At 64.2% G+C, this 21,785-nt stretch carries 21 protein-coding genes; 16 read left to right on the top strand and 5 right to left on the bottom strand.

The genetic code is table 11. The features are described from left to right. Positions 1–38: 38 nt before the first annotated feature. Positions 39–950 (bottom strand): LysR family transcriptional regulator, encoded by a 912-nt coding sequence (locus ACH49N_RS23985; protein WP_358274951.1) that lies wholly within the window; start codon positions 948–950, stop codon positions 39–41. Continuing rightward, on the bottom strand, positions 950–1,948 hold the full coding sequence (locus tag ACH49N_RS23980; protein ID WP_397504781.1) for an NADPH:quinone oxidoreductase family protein: 999 nt from the start codon (positions 1,946–1,948) through the stop codon (positions 950–952). Before ACH49N_RS23980 ends, ACH49N_RS23985 begins: the two co-directional genes overlap by 1 nt. A gap of 126 nt (positions 1,949–2,074) precedes the next feature. Between ACH49N_RS23980 and ACH49N_RS23975 the strand changes: the two genes are divergently transcribed. The 3 genes from ACH49N_RS23975 to ACH49N_RS23965 all read left to right on the top strand — a co-directional run bounded on the left by ACH49N_RS23975 (position 2,075) and on the right by ACH49N_RS23965 (position 6,214). Beyond that, positions 2,075–3,148 (top strand): phosphotransferase family protein, encoded by a 1,074-nt coding sequence (locus ACH49N_RS23975; protein ID WP_358274948.1) that lies wholly within the window; start codon positions 2,075–2,077, stop codon positions 3,146–3,148. A 35-nt stretch (positions 3,149–3,183) separates the two neighbouring features. Continuing rightward, positions 3,184–4,461: an acyl-CoA dehydrogenase family protein gene (locus ACH49N_RS23970; RefSeq protein ID WP_358274946.1), complete on the top strand. Its 1,278-nt coding sequence runs from the start codon at positions 3,184–3,186 to the stop codon at positions 4,459–4,461. Between the two features lie 217 nt (positions 4,462–4,678). Further along, positions 4,679–6,214, top strand: coding sequence for an ABC transporter substrate-binding protein (locus ACH49N_RS23965; RefSeq protein ID WP_358274944.1), 1,536 nt, complete (start codon positions 4,679–4,681; stop codon positions 6,212–6,214). 28 nt (positions 6,215–6,242) lie between these two features. On the opposite strand, the gene ACH49N_RS23960 is transcribed toward ACH49N_RS23965, so the two are convergent. Beyond that, positions 6,243–7,034 carry an SDR family oxidoreductase gene (locus ACH49N_RS23960; RefSeq protein ID WP_358274943.1) on the bottom strand — a complete coding sequence of 264 codons (792 nt, stop codon included), beginning with the start codon at positions 7,032–7,034 and terminating at the stop codon, positions 6,243–6,245. Positions 7,035–7,487: 453 nt separating this feature from the next. On the opposite strand from ACH49N_RS23960, the gene ACH49N_RS23955 reads away from it, so the two are divergent. The 4 genes from ACH49N_RS23955 to ACH49N_RS23940 all read left to right on the top strand — a co-directional run bounded on the left by ACH49N_RS23955 (position 7,488) and on the right by ACH49N_RS23940 (position 12,214). Further along, positions 7,488–8,324, top strand: coding sequence for a mycofactocin-coupled SDR family oxidoreductase (locus tag ACH49N_RS23955; RefSeq protein ID WP_358274941.1), 837 nt, complete (start codon positions 7,488–7,490; stop codon positions 8,322–8,324). A gap of 73 nt (positions 8,325–8,397) precedes the next feature. After that, positions 8,398–9,900 carry an aldehyde dehydrogenase family protein gene (locus ACH49N_RS23950; protein ID WP_358274939.1) on the top strand — a complete coding sequence of 501 codons (1,503 nt, stop codon included), beginning with the start codon at positions 8,398–8,400 and terminating at the stop codon, positions 9,898–9,900. 14 nt (positions 9,901–9,914) lie between these two features. After that, positions 9,915–11,480 carry an AMP-binding protein gene (locus ACH49N_RS23945; protein ID WP_358274937.1) on the top strand — a complete coding sequence of 522 codons (1,566 nt, stop codon included), beginning with the start codon at positions 9,915–9,917 and terminating at the stop codon, positions 11,478–11,480. After that, on the top strand, positions 11,477–12,214 hold the full coding sequence (locus tag ACH49N_RS23940; protein ID WP_358274935.1) for an alpha/beta fold hydrolase: 738 nt from the start codon (positions 11,477–11,479) through the stop codon (positions 12,212–12,214). The genes ACH49N_RS23945 and ACH49N_RS23940 overlap by 4 nt, the downstream gene beginning before the upstream one ends. A gap of 61 nt (positions 12,215–12,275) precedes the next feature. On the opposite strand, the gene ACH49N_RS23935 is transcribed toward ACH49N_RS23940, so the two are convergent. Continuing rightward, the gene (locus ACH49N_RS23935; protein WP_358275050.1) at positions 12,276–13,070 is read right to left on the bottom strand and encodes an SDR family oxidoreductase; all 795 of its coding nucleotides are present in this window, start codon (positions 13,068–13,070) and stop codon (positions 12,276–12,278) included. A gap of 45 nt (positions 13,071–13,115) precedes the next feature. On the opposite strand from ACH49N_RS23935, the gene ACH49N_RS23930 reads away from it, so the two are divergent. The 5 genes from ACH49N_RS23930 (at position 13,116) to ACH49N_RS23910 (ending at position 17,347) form a co-directional block, all read left to right on the top strand. Beyond that, positions 13,116–13,781 (top strand): TetR/AcrR family transcriptional regulator, encoded by a 666-nt coding sequence (locus ACH49N_RS23930; RefSeq protein ID WP_009472436.1) that lies wholly within the window; start codon positions 13,116–13,118, stop codon positions 13,779–13,781. A 173-nt stretch (positions 13,782–13,954) separates the two neighbouring features. Next, positions 13,955–14,770, top strand: a complete 816-nt coding sequence (locus ACH49N_RS23925) for an SDR family NAD(P)-dependent oxidoreductase (protein WP_358274933.1) — start codon at positions 13,955–13,957, stop codon at positions 14,768–14,770. Positions 14,771–14,991: 221 nt separating this feature from the next. After that, positions 14,992–16,218: an amidohydrolase family protein gene (locus tag ACH49N_RS23920; RefSeq protein ID WP_358274931.1), complete on the top strand. Its 1,227-nt coding sequence runs from the start codon at positions 14,992–14,994 to the stop codon at positions 16,216–16,218. Between the two features lie 12 nt (positions 16,219–16,230). Further along, a complete protein-coding gene (locus tag ACH49N_RS23915; protein ID WP_005569386.1) occupies positions 16,231–16,449 on the top strand; it encodes a hypothetical protein in 219 nt (72 codons plus the stop codon). Positions 16,450–16,552: 103 nt separating this feature from the next. Further along, positions 16,553–17,347: an SDR family NAD(P)-dependent oxidoreductase gene (locus tag ACH49N_RS23910; RefSeq protein ID WP_358274930.1), complete on the top strand. Its 795-nt coding sequence runs from the start codon at positions 16,553–16,555 to the stop codon at positions 17,345–17,347. Positions 17,348–17,365: 18 nt separating this feature from the next. On the opposite strand, the gene ACH49N_RS23905 is transcribed toward ACH49N_RS23910, so the two are convergent. After that, positions 17,366–18,004: a cysteine hydrolase gene (locus tag ACH49N_RS23905; protein ID WP_358274928.1), complete on the bottom strand. Its 639-nt coding sequence runs from the start codon at positions 18,002–18,004 to the stop codon at positions 17,366–17,368. A gap of 250 nt (positions 18,005–18,254) precedes the next feature. Between ACH49N_RS23905 and ACH49N_RS23900 the strand changes: the two genes are divergently transcribed. The 4 genes from ACH49N_RS23900 to ACH49N_RS23885 are packed head-to-tail and all read left to right on the top strand — an operon-like array spanning position 18,255 to position 21,765. After that, the gene (locus ACH49N_RS23900; RefSeq protein WP_358274926.1) at positions 18,255–19,508 is read left to right on the top strand and encodes a cytochrome P450; all 1,254 of its coding nucleotides are present in this window, start codon (positions 18,255–18,257) and stop codon (positions 19,506–19,508) included. Between the two features lie 23 nt (positions 19,509–19,531). Beyond that, positions 19,532–20,356: an enoyl-CoA hydratase-related protein gene (locus ACH49N_RS23895; RefSeq protein WP_358274924.1), complete on the top strand. Its 825-nt coding sequence runs from the start codon at positions 19,532–19,534 to the stop codon at positions 20,354–20,356. A gap of 5 nt (positions 20,357–20,361) precedes the next feature. After that, entirely contained in the window at positions 20,362–20,802 is a 441-nt protein-coding gene (locus tag ACH49N_RS23890) for a Zn-ribbon domain-containing OB-fold protein (RefSeq protein WP_051033619.1), read from the top strand. 39 nt (positions 20,803–20,841) lie between these two features. After that, positions 20,842–21,765, top strand: coding sequence for an SDR family NAD(P)-dependent oxidoreductase (locus ACH49N_RS23885; RefSeq protein ID WP_358274922.1), 924 nt, complete (start codon positions 20,842–20,844; stop codon positions 21,763–21,765). Positions 21,766–21,785: the final 20 nt, after the last annotated feature.

Genomic DNA, 21,785 nt, shown 5'->3' with positions numbered 1-21,785 from the left:
TGATGTCATCGAGCTCCCCCGCTTGACCGCGGGGGAGCTCAGCTGTTCACCGCCATCGGTGTCCGTATCTGGTTCCGACCGGGAAAAGACTGCAGTGCAATCGCTCTGAACGCCGATACTGCGGGGGCGAGCGTTCCCGGCCGGCAGAGAAGGCCGATCTTGGTTTCGCTCACGGGAACGATGGTCTTCATCCGCGCTCCGTCCGGCAGCCGGGACACCCCCTGGGTGCCGAGACAGGCACCGACACCGGCGCGCACCATCTCCAGGGTCGACTCGTAGTCCTCATTCTCCACCGCGACCGTCATTCGGGCATCGTGCGCAGCGAACACGCGATCGAGCGCGAGACGCGCCTGATTGCCGATCGGCGGCACTATCAGCGGAAGTTCGGCGGCCTGGGGCCAGGTGATGTCGGAGGCGTCCGGGTGGGGATCGTGGCGCCGCGGAACGATGACCGCGAGCGACTCCACGTCGAGTACGTCGGCAGAGAGCTCCGGGGGCGTGCGGTCCACTCGCGCGAAGGCGATGTCGCAGTCACCCGATGCCACGAGTGAATGAACCTCCGATTCCGTTCTCGGCGCACCCATCGTGACCTTCATCTGCGGGAACTGGCGGCAGAATTCCGACACCACTTCTGCGATGGAGGTAGTGAAGGAGCGGGTGGTCACCACCCGCACCGTTCCCTCTGTCATGCCGCGCAGTGACGACACAGTGGCGTCGATGTCGTCCAGCGCCGAAAGTACCCGCCGCGCGGGCGCCAGGATCGAGTGACCGGCGGATGTGAATGTCGCACCGCGGGAGGATCGGTGGAAGAGCTGCATCCGAAGTTCGGATTCGAGCTTCGCGACAGCATGCGAGAGCGACGGCTGCGTGAGATGTATGGCTGCGGCCGCCTTGGTGAACGAACCGTGTTCCGCGACCGCGACGAGGCATCGGAGTTGCTGGATCTCCATCAGCACTCCGCGGCGTGGGGTGAGGAGGCCATTTCTATTACCGTCTTGCCGAGAGACCGCCCCGCAGCGACGGTGTGCAGAGCTGCGTTCACCTGGGTGAGGGGATACCGGGCGCCGATGAGGGGCCGGATCCGGCCCGACGCCCACAAGTTCGTGAACTCTGCGCGGTCTCGTTCTGCGCGGCCGGGGTCGTGGGAGGCGAACGTGCGAATTTCGAGGCCGCGAACGTCGACGCCCTTGAGCAGCACCAGGTTCAGCGGGATCTGGGGAATGTGTCCGCTGGCGTAACCCAGGGTGACGAACCGCCCGCCCCAGCGCATCTCCCGCAGTGCCTGTTCGGACAGCGTGCCGCCCACCGGGTCGATGACGATGTCGATCATGCCCGAGCCGATCGCCTCTCGGACTCCGGTCCGCAGATCGGTTGCGGAGTAGTCGACTGTGAATTCCGCGCCCCGGCTGCGAGCGGCCTCGAGTTTGTCTGCCGACGATGCGGCAGCGACGACCCGGCCCCCGAGAATGGTGGCGACTTCCACGGCGGCGAGCCCGACTCCACCACCGGCTCCGAGAACGAGAACCTTCTCGCCCGAGACGATCTCGGCTGTCGACCGCAACGCGTGATACGCGGTCAGGTGGCACACCCAGGTAGCGGCGGCTTCGTCGAAACCGACGGTGTCCGGGATCGACACAGCAGCGGTGGCCGGTGCGACCACGTACTCGGCGAATGCTCCCGGGGCGAGGACCGCCACCCGGTCGCCTTGAACCGGGGCGGTGACGTCCGGCCCCACGGCGTGCACCACGCCGGCCGCCTCGTGCCCGGGGACGAAGGGGAGTGGCACCTGAACCTGGTATTTTCCCGCGATCATCAGGGTGTCGGGAAAATTCACGGCTGCCGCGCGCACCGCAACCAGGATTTCTCCCCGTCCCGGTGCCGGAACGGCGACGGAATCGATGCCTATCGCGTCGGGATCTCCCATCCTGTGGATGCGGGCTGCCGACATCACGGTGGGAGTTTCGGTAGGGGTCATCGGTGTCCTCTCGCGGATTCGCGGGTCTCCAGCAGGGAGTATGCCGGAGATGTCCACAGAGTAATTGCATTCTGCTAAATCAGTCATTATGTTCCAAGTATGGCAGATCACAGTGACAGCACCTCGGTCGCGGACCGGGTCGACGACAAGCCCGCCCTCTCGCTCGACGTCGAAGCGCTCGGCAAATGGATGGACGGCCAAGGGATTCCCGGAGCCGGCGAACCGGTGCAGGCGCGGAGTCTGGCCGGTGGATCGCAGAACGAGCTCTTCGAGATCCTTCGCGGGGGCGAGAAGATGGCGCTTCGACGTCCACCCGGTTACGGAGTCGAAGGCAGAGCCAAAGTCCTCATGCGTGAGGCGCAGCTTCTCAGGGCCCTCGCAGACACCGACGTACCGCACGCCAGGCTGCGCGGCGCGACCGATGACGTGTCTGTCATCGGGTCGCCCTTCTACCTGATGGATCTGGTGGACGGCTGGAGCCCGATGGGCGGCGGCTGGGCGGCGCCGTTCGACACCGATCTACAGGTCCGATCGGGACTCGCAATCCAACTCGTCGACGGCGCCGCGAAGATGGCGCGCGTCGACTGGAAGCAGGGCCTCGAAGGCTTCGGTAAGCCGGACGGCTTCCTCGACCGGCAGGTGGATCGCTGGCTGTCGCATTTGGCCGGGTTCAAGTTCCGCGACATTCCAGGACTGGACGAGACCGCAACGTGGCTCCGCAACCACCAGCCCCGGAACTTCGAGCCCGGAATCATGCACGGTGACTACCAGTTCGCGAACGTCATGTATCGACACGGTGCGCCAGCCGAGCTCGCGGCGATCATCGACTGGGAAATGGCGACGATTGGCGACCCGTTGCTCGATCTCGGTTGGGTGCTGGTCGCGTGGCCGCCCGAGGGAGATGCGATGCAGCATGCCCGCTATCTGAACTACGACGGGATGCCGTCCCGCGAAGACATGCTCGAGCACTATGCGACGGTCAGTGGACGCGACGTCACCGACGTGGATTACTACGTCATTCTCGCCCGGTTCAAACTGGCCATCGTGTTGGAGGCGAGTGTCGCCAGGCACGCGAAGGGGGAGGCGGACGATCGCGTCGCCCGCTTCGGTCCAATCGTGCTCGAGCTCATGCAGTTCGCCGCAAACCTGTCGAAGTCGACGTCGCTCCGCTAACGCACGACGTCGCACCGAAGAATCGAGGAATGGGAATGTCCTGGGATTTCGAAACCGATCCTGAATTTCAGAAGAAACTCGACTGGACCGCGCGGTTCGTGCGCGAGGAGGTTGAGCCGCTCGATCTGGTGTGGCCGCACGACAACTACAAGCCACTCGACGACGAGCACCGTCGAGTCGTGGATCCGCTCAAGCAGAAGGTGCGCGACCAGCAGCTCTGGGCATGCCATCTCGAACCCGCTCTCGGTGGGCAGGGGTACGGACAGCTGAAACTCGCCCTGCTCAACGAAATCCTCGGCCGCTCCGCCTGGGCTCCGGTCATCTTCGGGACCCAGGCTCCCGACACCGGGAACGCCGAGATCATCGCCCACTTCGGCACCGAGCAGCAGAAGGCGACCTACCTCCAGCCGTTGCTCGAGGGGGAGATCTTCTCCTGCTATTCGATGACCGAACCGCAGGGCGGCGCCGACGTCTCCGGTTTCGAGACGACAGCCGTCCGCGACGGTGACGACTGGATCATCAACGGTTGGAAGTTCTTCTCCTCCAACGCCCGCTACGCGACGTTCTGCATCGTCATGGCGTACACGGACAAGGAGGCCGGCCCGCACAAGGGCATGTCGATGTTCCTCGTTCCCACCGACTCTCCGGGTCTGACGATCGAGCGCAACCTGGCACTGATCCACGAACCGGCGGACGAGGGCTCGGAAGCCTACATCCACTACGACAACGTCCGTGTTCCCCACACCGCGCTGCTCGGTGACGAGGGACGAGCCTTCGAGGTGGCCCAGGTCCGTCTCGGCGGTGGTCGCGTCCATCACGCCATGCGTACGGTCGGACTCGCGCAGCGTGCACTGGACATGATGTGCGAGCGGGCACTGAGCCGCACCACCCGCGGGAAGGCGCTCTCCGAACGCGAGACCGTGCAGAACTACATCGCCGAATCGTATGCGGAACTGGAGCAGTTCCGGCTGTTCGTTCTTCGCACGGCGTGGTTGATCGACAAGACCAAGGACTACTCGCTGTGCCGCAAGGACATCAGCGCGATCAAGTTCCTTACACCCAAGGTGCTCCACGACATCGTCCAGCGCTCGATCCAGGTACACGGGGCCCTCGGTGTCACCCAAGACACTCCGTTGGCCAAGATGTGGGTCACGGCGCCGGTAATGGGCCTCGTGGACGGTCCGACCGAGGTTCACCTGCGTCAGGTGGCGAGGGCGGTGCTCAAGGACCACGGGTCCACCGACGGGCTCTGGCCGACCGACCACATTCCGTCGAAGCTCGAAGCCGCGAAGGACAAGCTCGGCATCGTCTGATCACGGAGGCGGGGGAGCGTGGAGGCGCATGTCCACGCTCCCTTTCCTGTGTCCGCGGTCGAGTGAATTCACCTGCGGGCCTGCCGCGCCCGATTGCCCGGGCACTTTGACAGATGTGAGCTGGAGCACTAGCTTTCTGATCGGCGTGAAAATTCCGCCATTCAGTTGATCCCCGGGACCGTTCTCGTCGGATCTCGGCATCTGATCGGAGAAGTTCATGGCTTCGTCTCGTGTGATCAAGATCGGGGCACTCGCGGTCGCCACCCTCGGCGCAGGCGCATGTGGAGGCGCCGGTGGTACTACGGGCCACACCGACTCACTGACGGTGGCGTGGTTCATTCCCCCGTCGTCGATGGATCCGCACATGAACCCGAGTGCGGCCGGGGCTCACCCGTACATCGACCTCCTGTACGACCGGCTGACCGCAATCGAACCGGTCGACGGTGTACCCACGGTGGTGCCGAGCGTGGCCGAGTCCTGGGACTACTCTGCCGACGGCCGGACGCTGACGTTCTCTCTCCGGCGCGACGTGAAGTTCCACGACGGCACGCCACTCGATGCGAAGGCGGTCGTCGCGAGCATGGACCGGGCGCTGCACCGGCCGCAGTCGTCGGCTCAGGACAAGTTCACGATGGTCGAGGATGTCAGTGCACCAGGTGATTACACAGTGCAGTTCGCGCTCGACGAGCCGTCGACCGATCTGCCGTTCATTCTGGCGACGACTCTGGGATCGATCGTCAATCCGAAGGCAGTTGATGACGACCTGAGTACGCATCCCGCTGGATCGGGCCCGTACGAGCTGACGTCTCTGACGGTCGGGGACAAGGCAACGTTCACGAGGGTGCACGACTACTGGAACCCGGACACCTACGTGATTCCCAAGGTCGAGATCCGTGGGATCGTGGATGACAACGCGCGCATGAATGCGCTTCGCAGTGGTCAGATCGATGCCGCGCTCTCGCGGATGAGCCAGTACCGGGATGCGACAGCCATGGCCGATTCGGGCGACTTCACCTTGTCCACCTCGGGGCGGACGTCCTGGTACACCATCTATCTCAACTCCGATCGCGGACCGCTGCGCGATCCCCGCGTCCGTCAGGCGCTCAACTATGCGATCGACCGGGACGCGTTGAACGATTCTCTGATGAACGGACAGTGCGCTCCGACGTCGCAGCCGCTCCAGGAGGGAGTCGACGGACATGTGTCCGAGGACGGATTCGGATATAACTACGACCCGGACAAGGCGCGTGCCCTGCTGGCCGAGGCCGGTTACGCAGACGGCCTGGAGATCAAGGCGTTGACGACCGGCGCGCACGCTCAACTGTCCGTCGGCATCCAGGCTCAGCTGCAGGCCGTCGGTGTGAAGATGAACTTCGAGAACTCCGATTTCGGTGAAGCGCTGCCGAGATGGGAATCGGGCGAGGTCGATGCCTGGCAGTACAGCATGGCGGGAAACCCCGAACCGGGCTTCACCCTTCGCGACCGCTACCTGGATCGTAGCCAGCAGGGCCCGCTCCCCGACGGGTTCGCGCAGACGATCCGGTCAGCGCTGGCACACGAGCCTGGCGACGCAACCCGAACCGCACTGCTGGAGCAGGCGTCCCGGGTTGCGTCCGAACAAGCGCTGGAAGTGTTCATCTGCGCTCCGGCGACTCAGTACCTGCACACGCCGGGTGTAGTGGGATTCGACGAGATGACCCCGCCGTTCGTCGGTGGCCCGTTCGAACTCCGGCACGTCCATTTCGCGGAGTGATGGAGGGGTCGGCGGCGGCCGGGCGGTGTCAGAAGTCCGTGCCGCCGTCGATGTTCACCAAGGCACCGGTCATATAGCCGGCTCGCGGTGACAGGAGGAATGCAACGAGTTCGCCGACCTCGTCGGGCTGTCCGGGCCTGCCCAGCGCCGCCTCGAGGCCCCACTCCTCCACCATCACCCGTTCCAGCGCTTCCTCGTACGGGTATCCCCGTTCCTGCGCCACGTGGGTACGGATCGCCCGCAACGCGTCCGTCTCGATGGCCCCCGGGCAGATGCAGTTCGCGCGAATGCCCTTGCTGCCATACGCCTTCGCGATCCCCTTGGTGAACACCGCGACGGAACCTTTCAGTGATGCGTACGGCAGTCGCACGAGTTCGGGAGAGCGCACCGAGTACGCCGCCGTCGTCACGATCGTGCCTCGGGTGGAGGTGAGATGGGGGAGTGCGGCCTCGACCGTCCGCGTCGTGCCCAGCACGACGTCGCGGAGAGCCCCGATCCACATCTCCTCGGGTGATTCGATCGGTTCCTTCCCGAGGATGCCGGTGGTCACCGCCACCCCGTCCAGGCGGCCGAGGAGTTCGACCGCCTCTGCCACCGCCTGTTCGGCCTGGCCGGCGACGCCGACGTCGAACGACAGTCCGTACGCACGTGCGGCGCCGGCTTCGCGGATCTCGGCGGCCGCGTGCTCCGCGCGTGCGGCGTCGCGCCCCACCACAACGATCGAGGCGCCGTCTCCGGCGAGGGCGCGGGCCGACGCGAGCCCCATTCCGGCAGTTCCACCGACGACGAGATAGCCCTTGTCGCGAACGAGAAGATCCATGTGTTCCACGCTTCCTTGATGTGAGCCCAACCGTCCAGTGATGACACTATCGTCAGAACGATTCGGCCCTGGAGAAGGCCGCCCTCTCGGGTCGGGGACCGGTTCGGGAACCGCGCGGGCCTGTCGGCGAGGTCCCGCATCGACGGAGCGGCGGGATCGCCGTTGCGGCCCCGAGGGTTCGGGTTGCCGACCTCGGCGAGTTCGACCTGGTGAAGCTCCGGAAAGCACCATTGACATGTGAACGGCGTCACAATAATGTGCGTTGTGTCAGATGCGGATCCCGATTCGGAGTTAGATGTTCGTTTCTTCCGGAATCGAGGCTGCATGGGCGCGCTGGGTGCACTGTCGGGAGCTGCGACCGATGAACAAGATGTCTGATCTCTTCCGCACCCGCGTGCCATCAGACGCTGTCGAGGCAAGCATCGTCACCCGAAACGTCAATCGAGGAGAGTCGTGAACCGAGTTGAAGGCAAGATCGCTTTTGTCACCGGAGCCGCGCGCGGGCAGGGACGAAGCCATGCTCTGAACCTTGCTCAGGAAGGCGCCGACATCATCGCCTTCGATCTGTGTGAGGACATCGAGACGAACGAGTACCCGCTGTCGACCGAGGAAGATCTCGCGCACACGGTCAAGCTGGTGGAAGCCGAAGGTCGGCGCGTCGTGTCGGCGAAGGTGGACGTGCGTGATCGTGTCGGACTGGAGAAGGCTCTGGCGTCGGCCGTTGCGGAACTGGGCGGTCTCGACATCGTCGTCGCGAACGCCGGAATCTGTCCGCTCGGCAAAGACATCCCGATGCAGGGATTCGTCGACTCGTTCGACGTCGACTTCCTCGGCGTCGTGAACTCGATCCACGGTGCCCTGCCACACCTGAGCGACGGCGGCTCGATCATCGCCACCGGTTCGCTCGCGGCCCTCATGCCTGCCGGTCTGACCAGCCCGGGAGGAACCGGGTACGGACTGGCCAAACGGATGATCCCGCAGTACGTACGCACCGTGGCACATCTGCTGGCAGCCAGGGGCATCCGGGCCAACACGATTCATCCTTCCAATTGCAACACCGATATGTTGCAGAGCCCCCCGATGTACAAGATGTTCCGCGACGACCTCGACAATCCCACTCTCGACGACGTCAAAGACGGTTTCGCGAGCATGCACCCCATCCCGACGCCGTGGGTGGAACCTGCCGACATTTCGAGCCTCGTGGTCTACCTCGCGTCGGACGAATCCCGCTTCGTCACGGGCCAGGAGGTGCGGGTGGATGCCGGCGCCGGACTGGCTCTCGGACTCTGATCACCACGCTCGACTTCGCCATCGGTATCCGTGCTGCGACGGCGTCGCGGCCCCACACGAAAGAAGTACGTCAATGGGATCTTCAGTCAACGCCCCGGTGAGCGCGCCGACGTTGTCGCTCGCCGAACCGCGGATGCTGATCGGCGGTGAGTTGGTCGACGCCCTGTCCGGCCGAGTGTTCGAGAACATAGACCCCGCAACGGAAGACGTTCTCGGCGTCACCGCGGACGGATCTACGGAGGACGCCGATCGCGCGGTGAGCGCCGCGCGCCGCGCATTCGACACGACCGACTGGTCGACGAACTCGTCCCTGCGAAGCCGAATACTGCGGCAGCTCGCCGACGCGATGGACGAGCGCCGAGCAGATCTCGGCGAGGTCGTCACGGCCGAGGCGGGCGCTCCCCTGGCCCTGCACGACATGATGCAGGTCGGTCCCGGCATCGAATCGCTGCGGTGGATGGCGGATCTCGCCGACACGTACGAATACGAGAAGCAGTTCCCCACCCGCGTCGCGCTGGGCACCTCGACAGCGCCGCTGGTCCGAAAGGAAGCGGCCGGAGTGGTCGCGGCGATCACCGCCTGGAACTATCCGTTCTTCCTGAACATGGTCAAGCTGTCCGCCGCACTCGCAGCCGGGTGCACGGTGGTGCTGAAACCCGCACCCGACACCCCGTGGTCCGCGACGATGATCGGAAAGCTCGCCGCCGAGTACACCGACATGCCCGCCGGCGTGCTCAACGTCGTTCCCTCGTCCGACAATGCCGTCGGTGAGGCGCTCACCACGGATCCGCGGGTAGACGTCGTCACGTTCACCGGGTCGACGGCCACGGGACGCAAGATCCTTGCCGCCGGCGCACCGACGGTGAAGCGCACCCTTCTCGAACTCGGCGGCAAGTCCGCTGCAATCGTTCTCGAAGATGCAGACATGCAGGCAGCCATCGGGCAGATCGCCGGTTCGGTCTGCTCGCACGCCGGTCAGGGCTGCGCACTGACCACGCGTCTGCTGCTTCCGCGTTCTCGCTACGACGAGGGGCTGCAGGTCGCCCAGGCGGTCATGTCCGCGATGGTGCCCGGGGATCCGAAAGACCCGTCGACATTCATCGGCCCGGTGATCAATGCGGTTCAGCTCGAACGTGTTCTCGGGTACATCGAACTCGGCAGGACCGAGGGGCGGATCGTCTTCGGAGGGGGCCGGGCGGAGAACCACGATCGCGGCTTCTACGTGAATCCGACGCTCATTGCGGATGTCGCCCCCGACGCGCGGATCGCCCAGGAGGAAATCTTCGGTCCGGTCCTCGTCGTCATTCCCTACGAGACCGAGGACGAGGCGATCGATATCGCGAACAACTCGTTGTACGGCCTGTCCGGCTCGGTGTTCGGCGGCGATGTCGCCCATGCGACAGACGTGGCCAGGAGAGTCCGGACCGGCACGATTTCCGTGAACGGTGCCGCGTTCCTCGCCGACGACGTCCCGTTCGGTGGGTATCGCCACAGCGGCCTGGGACGGGAGCACGGCGTCGAAGGCTTCGAGGAGTTCCTCGAGAGCAAGACCATCGGCATACCGGCGACCGCGTGACAGGGGGCCCATCGATGGCGGAACCGTCGACGGTCCGAGAACCTGTGTGCACACCCGACTGGTGGGCGGACCGCGACCCGTCGCGCCCGGCGGTGGTCGTACCCGGCGGCGAGACTCTGACCTACGGCGAACTCGCTGCGAAATCGCGCTGGCTGGAACGGGACTGGATCTCGAAGGGAATCTCACCCGGGGATCGCGTCGCCGTCGTCATGGAGAACCGCACCGACTATGTCGTCGTTGCGATCGCGGCACTGCGATGCGGCGTCCGGTTGGTCGCGGTGAACGTCCACCTCACGCGGGCAGAGGCCGTTCACGTCATCTACGACTCGGACGCCCGGCTGATCGTCGCCAGCGAGCGGTTTGCTGATCTGGTAACCGAGGCGGCGGGTGCGTCGCCCGCAGTGGAGGCGGTGCAGATCGTCGGCGAAGTCCGCGACAGGTACGAGGGTCTGTACGACGGCGTGGAATCCGACCCTGCCCCTGCAACACGACCCAGTGCTGATAAGGCGGTGCGCCAGGGCGCCTTCATGTTCTACTCCTCGGGGACCACCGGAAAGCCCAAGGGAATTCTGCGGGAGATGCCCGACGTGTCGTTCGAGCAGGGCGATCCGGTGACGGCCAACTTCCCGCACACGTGGGGGTTCGACCAGGACTCGGTGTGGTTGAACTCGGCCCCGCTCTATCACGCGTATCCGTTGCAGACCTGCACGTCCGTGGTCAGGTGGGGCGGAACGCTGGTTCTGACCGAGAAGTTCGATGCCGAGGAGAGTCTTCGGATCGTCGATGAATTCGGCGTCACGCACACCAGCATGGTTCCCACCATGTTCGTTCGCTTCCTGCGCTTGCCCGCGGACGTTCGGCGGCGCTACGACGTCTCGTCGATCCGGTTGGCGATTCATGCCGGCGCCGCCTGCCCGGTGCCTGTGAAGCGCGCAATGATGGAGTGGTGGGGGCCGGTGCTCTACGAGTTCTACGGCGGCAGCGAGAACATCGGCATGGTCCTCATCACGCCGGACGAGTGGCTCGCGCATCCCGGTTCCGTGGGTCGGCCGGCACCCGGAACCATATCGGTGCTCGGTGAAGACCACGCGCCGGTGGCCCCGTACGAGCGGGGAACCATCTGGTTCGACCATGCGCCCGATTTCAGCTACCACCACTCACCGGAGAAGACCGCGGGTGTCTTCGACGCGGACGGGCGCGCGACGCTCGGCGATCTCGGTTACCTGGACGAGGACGGCTACCTGTACCTCGACGGCAGACGCGCCGATCTCATCATTTCCGGGGGAGTGAACATCTACCCCGCCGAAATCGAGTCTCGGCTGGTCGAGCATCCCGCGGTGTTCGATGTCGCGGTGATCGGTGTTCCGGACGAGGAATACGGCCAGCGGGTCGAAGCCTTCGTGCAACTCGACAGCGGTGTTGCGGGCGACGCGGAGTTGGAGCGCGAGCTCCTCGAATTCTGCCGGAAGGAACTTGCGTCCTTCAAGTGCCCGAGATCGGTGACCTTCGAGGAGTCGCTACCGCGGACTCCGGCCGGAAAGCTACTCAAACGCGTGTTGATGGAAAGGGTCTGGACATGACAGCAGTGAACGACGCAGTGGTACTGATCCACGGCGGGCAGCACACGAGCGAGTGCTGGGACCTCACCGTCACGGCGCTGAGAGAGCTCCGGCCGGATGTGACGGTACTGGCCGTGGACCTACCGGGCCGGGGGTCGAAGCCTGCTGCCCTGTCCGAGGTCGGTATCGCCGAGTGTGTTCGCTCGGTGGTGGCCGACATCGATGCGGCCGGATTGTCCGAGGTGGTACTTGTCGCGCATTCGATGGGCGGCGTCACGATGCCCGGAGTGGCAGCGGCGCTGGGAAAGGAGCGTGTCCGCCGGATGGTCTTCGTGGCCGCTGCGGCGCCGCCGAACGGAATGTCGATTCTCGACGACCTCATGGGTGAACTTCAGGAGGACGTCCGGGAGCGCGTCGACGCTCCGGCAGAGTCGCCTCCCTTTCCCCGTGAGACGGTGGAATCGCTGTTCTGCAACGGAATGACCGAAGCGCAGACGGACTTCGTCGTGCGGTGCATGTGCCCGGAGAGCAACCTCCTCGCCACGCAGAAAGTTGATCGCAGCGACATGCCGCCGTCGATTCCGCGGACCTGGGTGCTCACACTGCAGGATCAGGCGGTGCCGCCGGACCAGCAGCGGCAACACGTCGACAATCTCGGGGGAGTCGACGAGATCGTCGAGATCGACACCTGTCACGACGTGATGGTGAGTGAACCGGAGATTCTCGCGAAGATCCTGATCGATCGCCTCGTCTGATTCGAGCGATGCGCAGAAGCACCGGGGCGTAACGCCTCGGTGCACCTGCGCGTCCGGCGGATCAGGGAATGCCGCCGTCGGACCGTACGATGGTTCCGGACGTGTAGCTGGACGCGTCGCTGGCGAGGAAGAGTGCAGCCCCGACGATTTCGGCGGGATTCCCGATCCGCTCGAGATGCAGGCGTGAGGCCATCCTGTTCGTGTGCTCCATGTCCCAGGCGGCGGCGATGTCGGTCAGATACTGGCCGGGCATCAATGTGTTCACCCGGACCTCGGGTCCGAGCAGTTCGGCATACCCCTCGGTCATGGCGTTGAGGCCGTTCTTGGCAGCGGCGTAGGGAATGATCGAGCCCATCGGCCGCAGCGATCCGGTGCTGCTGACGTTGATGATGCTGCCCGAGCCGCGTTCCTTCATGCGGGTTCCCACCAGCTGGGTCAGTCGGAAGGGGCCCTTGAGGTTGAGATTGAGGACGCTGTCGTACATCTTCTCGGTGACGTCGGTGACCTTGTCGTACACGGGCGACATCCCGGCGTTGTTCACCAGCACGTCCACCTTGCCGAACTTCGCGTACGTGGCCTCGACCAAGCCTTCGATCTCGTCCCAGCGGCCCATGTGGCAGCTGTAGGCGAGGACATCCCGCCCGGTCGTCGACCTGATCTCGTCCGCGACTTCCTCGCACTTCTCGAGATTTCGGCTCGCGACGACGACGTCCGCCCCTGCCCGTGCGAACGCCACACTCATTTCCCGGCCCATTCCGCGACTACCACCGGTGACCAGCGCGACCTTGCCCTCGAGGCTGAACAAGTCGAATGGCGACGGAAGGTCTCCCTTCGTGTGAACAGGGGTGTCGTCCATACTGGAAGCCATACGTCTCCTCAAAACAGAATCGGATTACTCGATATGCAGAACGATACATCAGAGTCGCAGTCACGGGCAGGGGTCAGTCGCGCCGCGCAGGCGGCTGCCCGACGAACCGCACGTCAGCGCCAATCGGCCGAGGACGAGATCGAGCGTCTGCTCGAGGTGACGCTGGAGCTGATCGAGAAGTCCGCGCCTGCAATGCCTTCCGTGTCGGCGATCGTCGCAGCCGCGGGAATTTCGAATCAGACTCTGTATCGATCCTTTCCGAGCAAGGACGATCTGATTCTCGCCGTCCTCGAGAAGGGTGTCCATCGGGTGGCCGACTACATCACCGCACGCATGGCCGGTGTCGACGAACCGCGCGAGCAGATTCTCGTGTGGACGCGCGGAGTCCTACGGCAAGTCAGTCACAGCGACGCTGCGCAGACCAGCCGTTCCGTGCTCGAGCACCTCGAGAAGGCCGGCTCGTCGACTCAGGAGGACGGGGGTCAGGACGAACTGCTGAAGCCGGTGACAAGTCTGCTCGCTGCCCCGTTGCAGGCACTCGGATCCGACCCGGTCCTCGACGGTGCCTGCATCTCCGACCTGGTGCTCGGGGCGATGCGCCGGCATCTCTGGAAATCAACCGCACCCTCTCCCGACGAGATCGAATGGATCGGGCGGTTCGTCCTCGGCGGGCTGAATGCGAACAACCGAGACGGATAGACAGACGTTCGGCCGGTTGACAAGTGACGCCTGATCGCCGAGGTTGGGACGACACCCAGTGGTGACGTGTGAGCTCCCATCCGGTGTCCTCCATTCACCGGCCGAACGTGTCGTTGCTCCAGCGCATTGACAATGCAGCGACGGTCGCGGCCGAACTCCACGAAGGCTCAGACATGTCGACTGGCATCCCTTGTCTCGACGGAACCATCTCCATCGTCACCGGAGGGGCTTCGGGTATCGGCTTCGCGATCGCCGAAGAGTTGATCGCCGAGGGTTCGACGGTGGTGGTGGCCGATGTCGAGGCCGCCGCCCTGACGCGAGCAGGCGCCGCTCTAGGCGTCGACACCGTGCTCGCTGACGTGAGTAGTGCCGACGACGTTCAGCGAGTGGCAGACGAGGTGGTTCGTCGGCACGGGCGCATCGATATTGCTGTCAACAACGCCGGAATCGCGCGCGTAGCACCGTTCGACGAGTTGACGCTGGACGACTTCCGTTGGGTGCTGGACGTCAACCTGTGGGGCGTGATCCACGGGATGAAGTCGTTTCTACCCGTGATCGAACAGACCTCGCAACGCGGATACATCGTCAACACCGCGTCCATCGCCGGTCTGCGCACCGCAGCCGGCCTCGGCGCCTATGCCGTGTCGAAATTCGGCGTCGTCGCGTTGACGGAGACCGTGGGTATGGAACTCGACGCGAGAGGCTCGCACGTCGGTGTGGGGGTACTGCTTCCCGCAATGGTGCGGTCCAATATCGCGGCAAGTGAGCGGAACCGTCCGGGCGCGGTTCCCCGCGGCGCGGGCGGTTCGGGTGCATCGACACGGGTACCGGTTGCAGCAATGGGCGCGGACGTCGTCGGTCGCCTGGTCGTGGAGGCGATCAAGCGGGGCGAGCGATACATCGTCAGCCATCCCGAGACGCTCGAATCCGTCCGCGCCCGGCACCGTGGCATCGAGGACGCGTATGCCGCATTCCCGTACAACCAATAACGAGTACAGACCGTCAGATACTGATGGAAAGTCCTCTCTGACGGATTCGTGTACGAAGCGCCGGTGTGGGTCGGAGCTGCGAATAGAATCCAGATATCGCGGGATATCTTGACACTTGTGATGGCGATCACTAGCGTACGAAGCGTCAGATAATCGGCATAGACCGCGGGCAGGGACTGACGCGCTACCCGGATCGTGCCATTGTTCGAGTAGGAGTAGCAGTGCCGCTTCAAGACCATATGCAATTGATCTCCGTAGACGACCATTTGATCGAGCCCCCGAACCTGTGGACCGATCGCCTGCCCAAGAAGTTCCACGAGCAGGGCCCGCGGATCGTCGAGAAGGACATGAGCCAGAGCCACGGCGACGAGGGTTTGTCGGCCGCTCTCCTCGATGCCGCCCGCCAGGGAGACTCCGCCCCGAGGGAGAAGAAGCTCGCCCAGGTGTGGTCGTACGAGGGCCGGATCTATCCGAACATCGGCCTCAACGCAGTGGCGGGCAAGAAGCCGCAGGAATACGGGATGGATCCCACCCGGTACTCCGACATGCTGCCGGGGTGTTACGACCCGAAGGCGCGGGTGGCGGACATGGATATCGACGGCGTGCAGGCTGCGTTGTGCTTCCCGTCCTTCCCGCGGTTCTCCGGCACCGTCTTCCTCGAAGCCGAGGACAAGGAACTTGCACTGCTCTCGGTGAAGGCGTGGAACGACTTTCACCTCGACGAATGGTGCGCTGCATACCCGGACCGGTTCATCCCGATGATCATTCTGCCGCTGTGGGATCCGCAGGAGGCGGCGAAGGAGATCTACCGGTGCGCGGAGAAGGGGGCGAAGGCGATCACGTTCCCCGAGAACACCGTCGGGCTCGGGTTGCCGTCGTTCTACACCGATTTCTGGGATCCGGTCTTCCGTGCCGCGGAGGAGACGAAGATGCCGCTGTGCATGCACTTCGGCTCCTCGGGTAAGGCGCCGATCACCTCTCCGGAGGCGCCGATGGCCGTGATGATCTCGTTGTTCGGCACCAACTCGATGGATGCGACCGCGGATCTGTTGTTCTCGCCGGTGTTCTACAAGTTCCCGAATCTGAAGGTTGCGCTGTCCGAGGGTGGTATCGGGTGGATGCCGTACCTGCTCGAGCGGATCGATCTGACGTGGGAGAAGCACCGCTGGTACCAGAACGTGAACAAGGAAGTGCGTCCGTCGGATCTGTTCCGCGAGCACATGTACGGCTGCTTCATCGACGACTTCGAGGGTGTCGCCCGGCGCCACCAGATCGGTATCGACAACATCATGTGGGAGTGCGACTACCCGCATTCGGATTCGAACTGGCCCAACAGCCGGCAGTACACCACGAAACTGCTCCAGGATGTTCCCGATGACGAAGCGCACAAGATCGTCGAACTGAACGCCCGCAGGCTCTACAACTTCCCCCGCATCGACAGAAAGTGACGGGATCTGATCATGGCCCACGAGAAGGACATCGACGCGGCAGACTGGACCGACCAGGATCTCCTGACCCGCGACGAAGCCGGTGAACGCCTCGACGACGAGATCGAGACGACACGCAACCGGCTCACCGAGTTGAAATCCCAGTCCGGCGAAGACCCGAATCATGCCTCCGCTCTGGACATGGTCACTCGCCGCCTGGCGGCCATGGAGAATCTTCGCGATTCTCTGTAGATCGCGCTCAGGCCGTTCCGGTTCCACCGGAACGGCCTTCTGCGTCTCGGGCGCGCGTTCGAGACTTCGACACGACACACACACGGTAAAAGGGAGCACGGGCATGGGAGCACGACTCGAAGGAAAGGTGGCGTTGGTCACCGGCTCGACCAGAGGTATCGGCCGTTCGATCGCGGAACTCTTCGCATCGGAGGGGGCGAAGGTGGCGGTCACCGGCCGCACCGCGGACCGCGGCCGGAAAGTGGTCGACCGAATCCGGGACGCCGGTGGTGAAGCGGAGTTCTTCCCGCTCGACGTCACGTCGGAGGACAGTGTGCGCGACGTGGTGGCAGCTACCGCAGCGCATTTCGGCACTCTCACGACACTGGTGAACAACGCTGCGCCCACCGATGCGGTCGCGAGTACGGTCAAGCCGCTGCACGAGTACTCCACGGACGAGTGGCAGCGAATCATGACGGGAACGTTGACGGGCAACGTGTTCTGGGCATCGAAGTACGCGTGGCCCCACCTTGCGCGTGCGGAGGGTGCCTCGATTCTCAACATCTCCTCGGGACAGTCTCTCGCCGGCTTCAAGGGCTTCGGGGCGTATGGTGCCGCAAAGGCCGGAGTGAACAGCCTGACCCGATCACTGGCGGTGGAGGGCAGTGCCGACGGTATTCGGGCCAACTGCATCCTCGTGGGACGGGTGGTGTCCTCGCGGGGTGACTCGGGTCATCACACCGGTGGTGGACGCTTGACTCGTATCGGAAATCCGATGGATATCGCTCATGCCGCAACCTGGTTGGTCTCGAACGAGGCGGCGTTTTCCACCGGCGCGTTGGTGACGATCGACGGCGGATTCTCGATCAACGGTGACGCCGCCACCGATGCCGAGAATCTGGCCTCGGTGGCGGGCTGAACCTTCTCTCCTGGCAGGTCAGTTCGGTAGCCGGTCGATCACGTCCGCTGCCGAACTGACCCTTGTCAACACGGTGAGCAGATTCGCCACCATGAAGGTGTGCACCTCTTCCGACGAACCCGCCGTGCAGTCCTCTGCAAGCATGACGTGGTAGCCGCGATTCACGGCTTCGAGGGCAAGTCCCGGAAGTGCGACGTTCGTGGAAACACCTGCCAGCACCAGGGTTTCCACCTTCTGCAACCGCAGCATCGCGTCGAGGTTCGTTCCGTAGAACGCCGTCAGCCCAGTGGCTCGACTGCTCACGATGTCGCCCGGTTCGGGGCCCAGTTCGTGCGGGATCTCGACATCGATACTGCCCGTGCTCATCCCGCGGCTCCGCAGTGCCATCGTCCCGAGATACGAATTGGGCAGCATCCCCTTCTGGTCCTCGCGATGTTCGATGACGCAGTGGAACACTGGCAGACCGCGGGCGCGGAAAGCGTGCGCAAGCTGCGCTGTGCGTGGCACCACGCCGCGTCGGGCGACCTCGTGAGCCAGTCCCGGCGAGACCGACCTCTCGGGTTCCAGGATTCCGTGCTGACATTCACTGATGACCAGCGCCGCTGAACTGATCGGCCGGGGAAGGGCTCGAGATGGTTGTGAGGACTGGAACGACACGTCGACTCCGTTCGGGTATGGATGGGACTCTAAGTGACGATATAGCCAGTTGTGACTCCGTGATAGTCGAACGATGTGGATAAATGTGCTGGTGGTCGTGGTTGCCAATTGGTGACACTAATGCCAGAATTGGTGAGCGAGTAACCCGGGTCACAGAGTGGGGTGCGCGACCATCCCAGTCCGACTCGACCGTCGGCCGAAGGTGCCGTGCGGCGCGGGTCCCCACTTACGAAGAATCGAGGCGGTGCCAATGATTGAAACCGACGAGGTCGCGTCCACTCGACTGAACGACCTCACGTGGTGGCAGAACGGGGCGGCAGAACGTGATGCGTTGTTCGCAGGCCTGCGCCGCGACAATCCGCGTGCTTTCGTCCCGCTGCCGGGTCGGGCGGGTGACGGTGCGAGAGGCTTCTGGGCCCTGACCCGTCACGCGGACGTGCTCGAGGTCAGCCGCCGGCCCGAGGACTTCTGCTCGGGTGAGGGCACTCAGATCTTCGATCAGCCGCAGAAGCTCCGCGAGTATCGCGGTTCGATCATCGACATGGACAACCCCGAGCATGCCCGCATGCGCAAGATCGTCTCGCGCGGTTTCACGAACAAGAGCCTCGCGGGTATCCGGAGCGAGGTCGAGGCCACCGTCCGGGAGATCCTCGACGAGATGCCGTCATCGGGGGAGTGCGACTTCGTCAGCGACTTCGCGGCGTTGCTGCCGCTCCGTATCATCGACAATCTCCTGGGTATACCTCGTGAGCACGAGAAGTTCATTCTCGAGGCCACCAACACCATTCTCGGTGCGAGCGATGCCGAGTACATCGAGGATCAATCCGCGGCCGGTATCGGCAAGGCCGTGACCGCGGCCAGCGAAGGGCTCATCGACCTATTGCGATCGCTGTCCGAAGAGCGCATTGCACATCCCAAGGACGACCTGATCACCAAACTCGTGGCGGCGGAGAGCGAAAATCTCACTCCCCAGGAGATGGCCAAGTTCTTCATTCTGCTCGTGGGCGCGGGCAACGAGACGACCCGCAACGTCATCACGCACGGCCTTTTCGTACTCACGAGAAATCCGGACCAGCGCGACAAATGGATGGCGGACTACGACCGCCTGGCGCCGGCAGCCATCGAGGAGTTGCTGCGGTGGGCCAGTCCCGTCGTGCACATGCGCCGCACGGTGACGCGAGACGGTGTCCGGCTGGGAGAGCAGGTGTTTTCTCAGGGCGACAAGGTGGTGTTGTGGTACAACTCCGCCAATCGTGACGAGTCCGTGTTCGTGGATCCGTTCAAGTTCGATATTTCCCGTAACCCCAATCCACATCTCGCGTTCGGTGCTCCCGGGCCGCATTTCTGCCTGGGTGCACACCTCGCGCGACTCGAACTCGACGTCGCGTTCAGGGAACTGTTCCGGCGGTACCCCGACATTCGGGCGGTAGGGGAGCCTGCGGTGCTGCGGTCGAACTTTCTGAACGGCATCAAACATCTCGACGCGCACTACACAGTCAAGTGACGACAATTCGCGAGGAGACATCAGTGACCGAGACGATCGCCGAGCGGGACCTCGGCACATCCGTTCTGCACCGGGTGGAACAAGGGGTCATGACGATCACCTTGAACCGACCGGATGCGGCCAACGCCATCAGGCCGGACGACCGCGACCTGCTGATCGAGTTGTTCGCCGAAGCGGATGTGAATACCGATGTCCGAGTGGTCCTGCTGAAAGCGAACGGACGACACTTCTGTGCAGGGGCAGACGTGGTGAAACTCGCTGACGGGCATGCGAAGAACGTCAAACGGGTGACCGGTCCGATGCGCACGATCATGAACGGAGCGCAACGACTGGTGGCGTCCGTGCTCGATTGCGGCAAGCCGGTTGTCACCGTCGTACAGGGTGCCGCTGCAGGCATCGGGGCGCACCTCGCCTACGCGTCGGACCTGGTGATCGCGACCGAGCAGGCCTACTTCGCAGAGTCCTTCGTCAAGCGCGGGTTGGTGGTGGACGGCGGCGGCGCGTACCTGCTGCCGCGCAGGATCGGCATGCAGAAGGCCAAGGAGATGGTCTTCTTCGGCGAGAAGCTTCCGGCTCGGGAGGCACTGTCTCTGGGCCTGGTCAACCGCGTCGTTCCGGTGGACGAACTGGATACGGCGGTGGACGATTTCGTCGGTCGACTGGCTGCTGCGCCGACCAGTGCGATCGCGCTGACGAAACGACTCTTCAACGACTCGCCGGACGGTGATCGCGCCGGCGCCTTCACCGAGGAGGCCATGGCGCAGGAGATCCAGTCCTACTCGCACGATGCGAGCGAGGGCGTACGTGCGTTCGTGGAGAAGCGCTCCGCGGAGTTCGTGGGGTGGTGACCGGCATGACTGACAAGACTGCCGCAGCCCCGGCCGAGAAGCCGCGCGCCGACATCCCGACCATCGAGAACGAGAGTCGCCCGTACTGGGCCGCAGCGAAGGAGGGCCGTCTCCTCATCGCACAATGTAACGCCTGCGGGAAAGTCCATCATTATCCACGCCCGTTCTGCCCGTCCTGCTGGAGTGAGGACGTGGTCCAGGTGGAGGCGAGCGGGCGAGGAACCCTCTACACCTATTCCACCGTGTACGTGAACGATCTGCATCCGTTCAAAGGCAGGCTGCCCTACGTCGCGGCGATCGTGGAACTCGAGGAAGGGCCGCGACTGATGACCAATATCGAAGGTTGCGAACCCTCCGATCTCGAAGTGGGGATGCCCGTGCAGGTGGACTTTCGGGCGATCACCGAAGACATCGATGCCACGGTGTTCCGTCCTGCCGGTGTGTAGACGCACGGGCCATTCGACAATTGCAAGGAGACACACACAATGAGCGGATTGCTCGACGGTAAGGTTGCACTGGTCACGGGTTCAGGTCACGGCATCGGTCGTGGGCACGCCCTGGAACTTGCCAAGCACGGCGCGACGGTGATCGTCAACGACCTCGGGACCTCGATCGACGGGGAGGGCACGGGAAAGGTCGCCGACGAGGTCGTGCAGATCATCAAAGATCGCGGCGGCGAGGCAATTTCCGATTTCAGCGACGTCGGCGACGAAGAACAGGTCGACTGGCTGGTCGAACGTGCGTATTCGGAGCTCGGACGGCTCGACATCGTGGTCAACAACGCGGGCATCGTCCGTGACCGGGCGATCTGGAACATGAGCGCGGACGATTTCGATCTCGTCATGCGTGTGCATGTGCGAGGGAGCTGGCTGACCAGCCGCGCGGTGGCCCGCAAGTGGCGGGAGGAATCCAAGGCGTCGGGTTCCAAGGTCTACGGCCGGATCATCAACACCACGTCCGGTGCCGGCCTGCTCGGACACTTCGGACAATCGAACTACGGTGCCGCCAAGGCTGCCATCGTCGGTCTGACCCAGACGCTCAGCCTCGAGCTCGCGTCGATCGGTGCGACGGTCAACGCGATCAGCCCCGGTGGCCGCACTCGGATGTCCGCCACCATGGCCGGCGCAGACGCCCCGATCGAACCGGACGAGCGCGGCGAGGACGAGTTCGATCCGAAGGATCCGTCTCTCGGCTCACCCGTGGTCGCGTGGCTCGCCAGCCCGGAGGCGGGGCATGTGAGCGGGCAGGTCATCAAGGCACTCGGCGAGAACATTCAGTGGCTCCAGGGCTGGACACCGGTCTCCACGGTCTCCAACGGAGGGAAGCGCTGGGATGCGAACAAGCTCGGCGCAGTCATGGGCACGGACGTGTTCCGGACCCGGGCCGCAGGACTGCGATTGGGCGGATAGCCGCAGAGTCGACGCTGATG

Origin of the sequence: Rhodococcus sp. NPDC019647, from assembly GCF_044389235.1 — a bacterium.
GTDB classification, from domain to species: Bacteria; Actinomycetota; Actinomycetes; order Mycobacteriales; family Mycobacteriaceae; genus Rhodococcus_F; species Rhodococcus_F oxybenzonivorans.
This window is presented reverse-complemented; position numbering and strand designations above follow the sequence as displayed.

Excerpts from the sequence above, each read along its gene's own strand:
- ACH49N_RS23985 (WP_358274951.1), bottom strand. The coding sequence starts at position 950 with ATGGAGATCCAGCAACTCCGATGCCTCGTCGCGGTCGCGGAACACGGT.
- ACH49N_RS23980 (WP_397504781.1), bottom strand. The coding sequence starts at position 1,948 with ATGTCGGCAGCCCGCATCCACAGGATGGGAGATCCCGACGCGATAGGC.
- ACH49N_RS23975 (WP_358274948.1), top strand. The coding sequence starts at position 2,075 with ATGGCAGATCACAGTGACAGCACCTCGGTCGCGGACCGGGTCGACGAC.
- ACH49N_RS23970 (WP_358274946.1), top strand. The coding sequence starts at position 3,184 with ATGTCCTGGGATTTCGAAACCGATCCTGAATTTCAGAAGAAACTCGAC.
- ACH49N_RS23965 (WP_358274944.1), top strand. The coding sequence starts at position 4,679 with ATGGCTTCGTCTCGTGTGATCAAGATCGGGGCACTCGCGGTCGCCACC.
- ACH49N_RS23960 (WP_358274943.1), bottom strand. The coding sequence starts at position 7,034 with ATGGATCTTCTCGTTCGCGACAAGGGCTATCTCGTCGTCGGTGGAACT.
- ACH49N_RS23950 (WP_358274939.1), top strand. The coding sequence starts at position 8,398 with ATGGGATCTTCAGTCAACGCCCCGGTGAGCGCGCCGACGTTGTCGCTC.
- ACH49N_RS23945 (WP_358274937.1), top strand. The coding sequence starts at position 9,915 with ATGGCGGAACCGTCGACGGTCCGAGAACCTGTGTGCACACCCGACTGG.
- ACH49N_RS23940 (WP_358274935.1), top strand. The coding sequence starts at position 11,477 with ATGACAGCAGTGAACGACGCAGTGGTACTGATCCACGGCGGGCAGCAC.
- ACH49N_RS23935 (WP_358275050.1), bottom strand. The coding sequence starts at position 13,070 with ATGGACGACACCCCTGTTCACACGAAGGGAGACCTTCCGTCGCCATTC.
- ACH49N_RS23930 (WP_009472436.1), top strand. The coding sequence starts at position 13,116 with ATGCAGAACGATACATCAGAGTCGCAGTCACGGGCAGGGGTCAGTCGC.
- ACH49N_RS23925 (WP_358274933.1), top strand. The coding sequence starts at position 13,955 with ATGTCGACTGGCATCCCTTGTCTCGACGGAACCATCTCCATCGTCACC.
- ACH49N_RS23915 (WP_005569386.1), top strand. The coding sequence starts at position 16,231 with ATGGCCCACGAGAAGGACATCGACGCGGCAGACTGGACCGACCAGGAT.
- ACH49N_RS23910 (WP_358274930.1), top strand. The coding sequence starts at position 16,553 with ATGGGAGCACGACTCGAAGGAAAGGTGGCGTTGGTCACCGGCTCGACC.
- ACH49N_RS23900 (WP_358274926.1), top strand. The coding sequence starts at position 18,255 with ATGATTGAAACCGACGAGGTCGCGTCCACTCGACTGAACGACCTCACG.
- ACH49N_RS23890 (WP_051033619.1), top strand. The coding sequence starts at position 20,362 with ATGACTGACAAGACTGCCGCAGCCCCGGCCGAGAAGCCGCGCGCCGAC.
- ACH49N_RS23885 (WP_358274922.1), top strand. The coding sequence starts at position 20,842 with ATGAGCGGATTGCTCGACGGTAAGGTTGCACTGGTCACGGGTTCAGGT.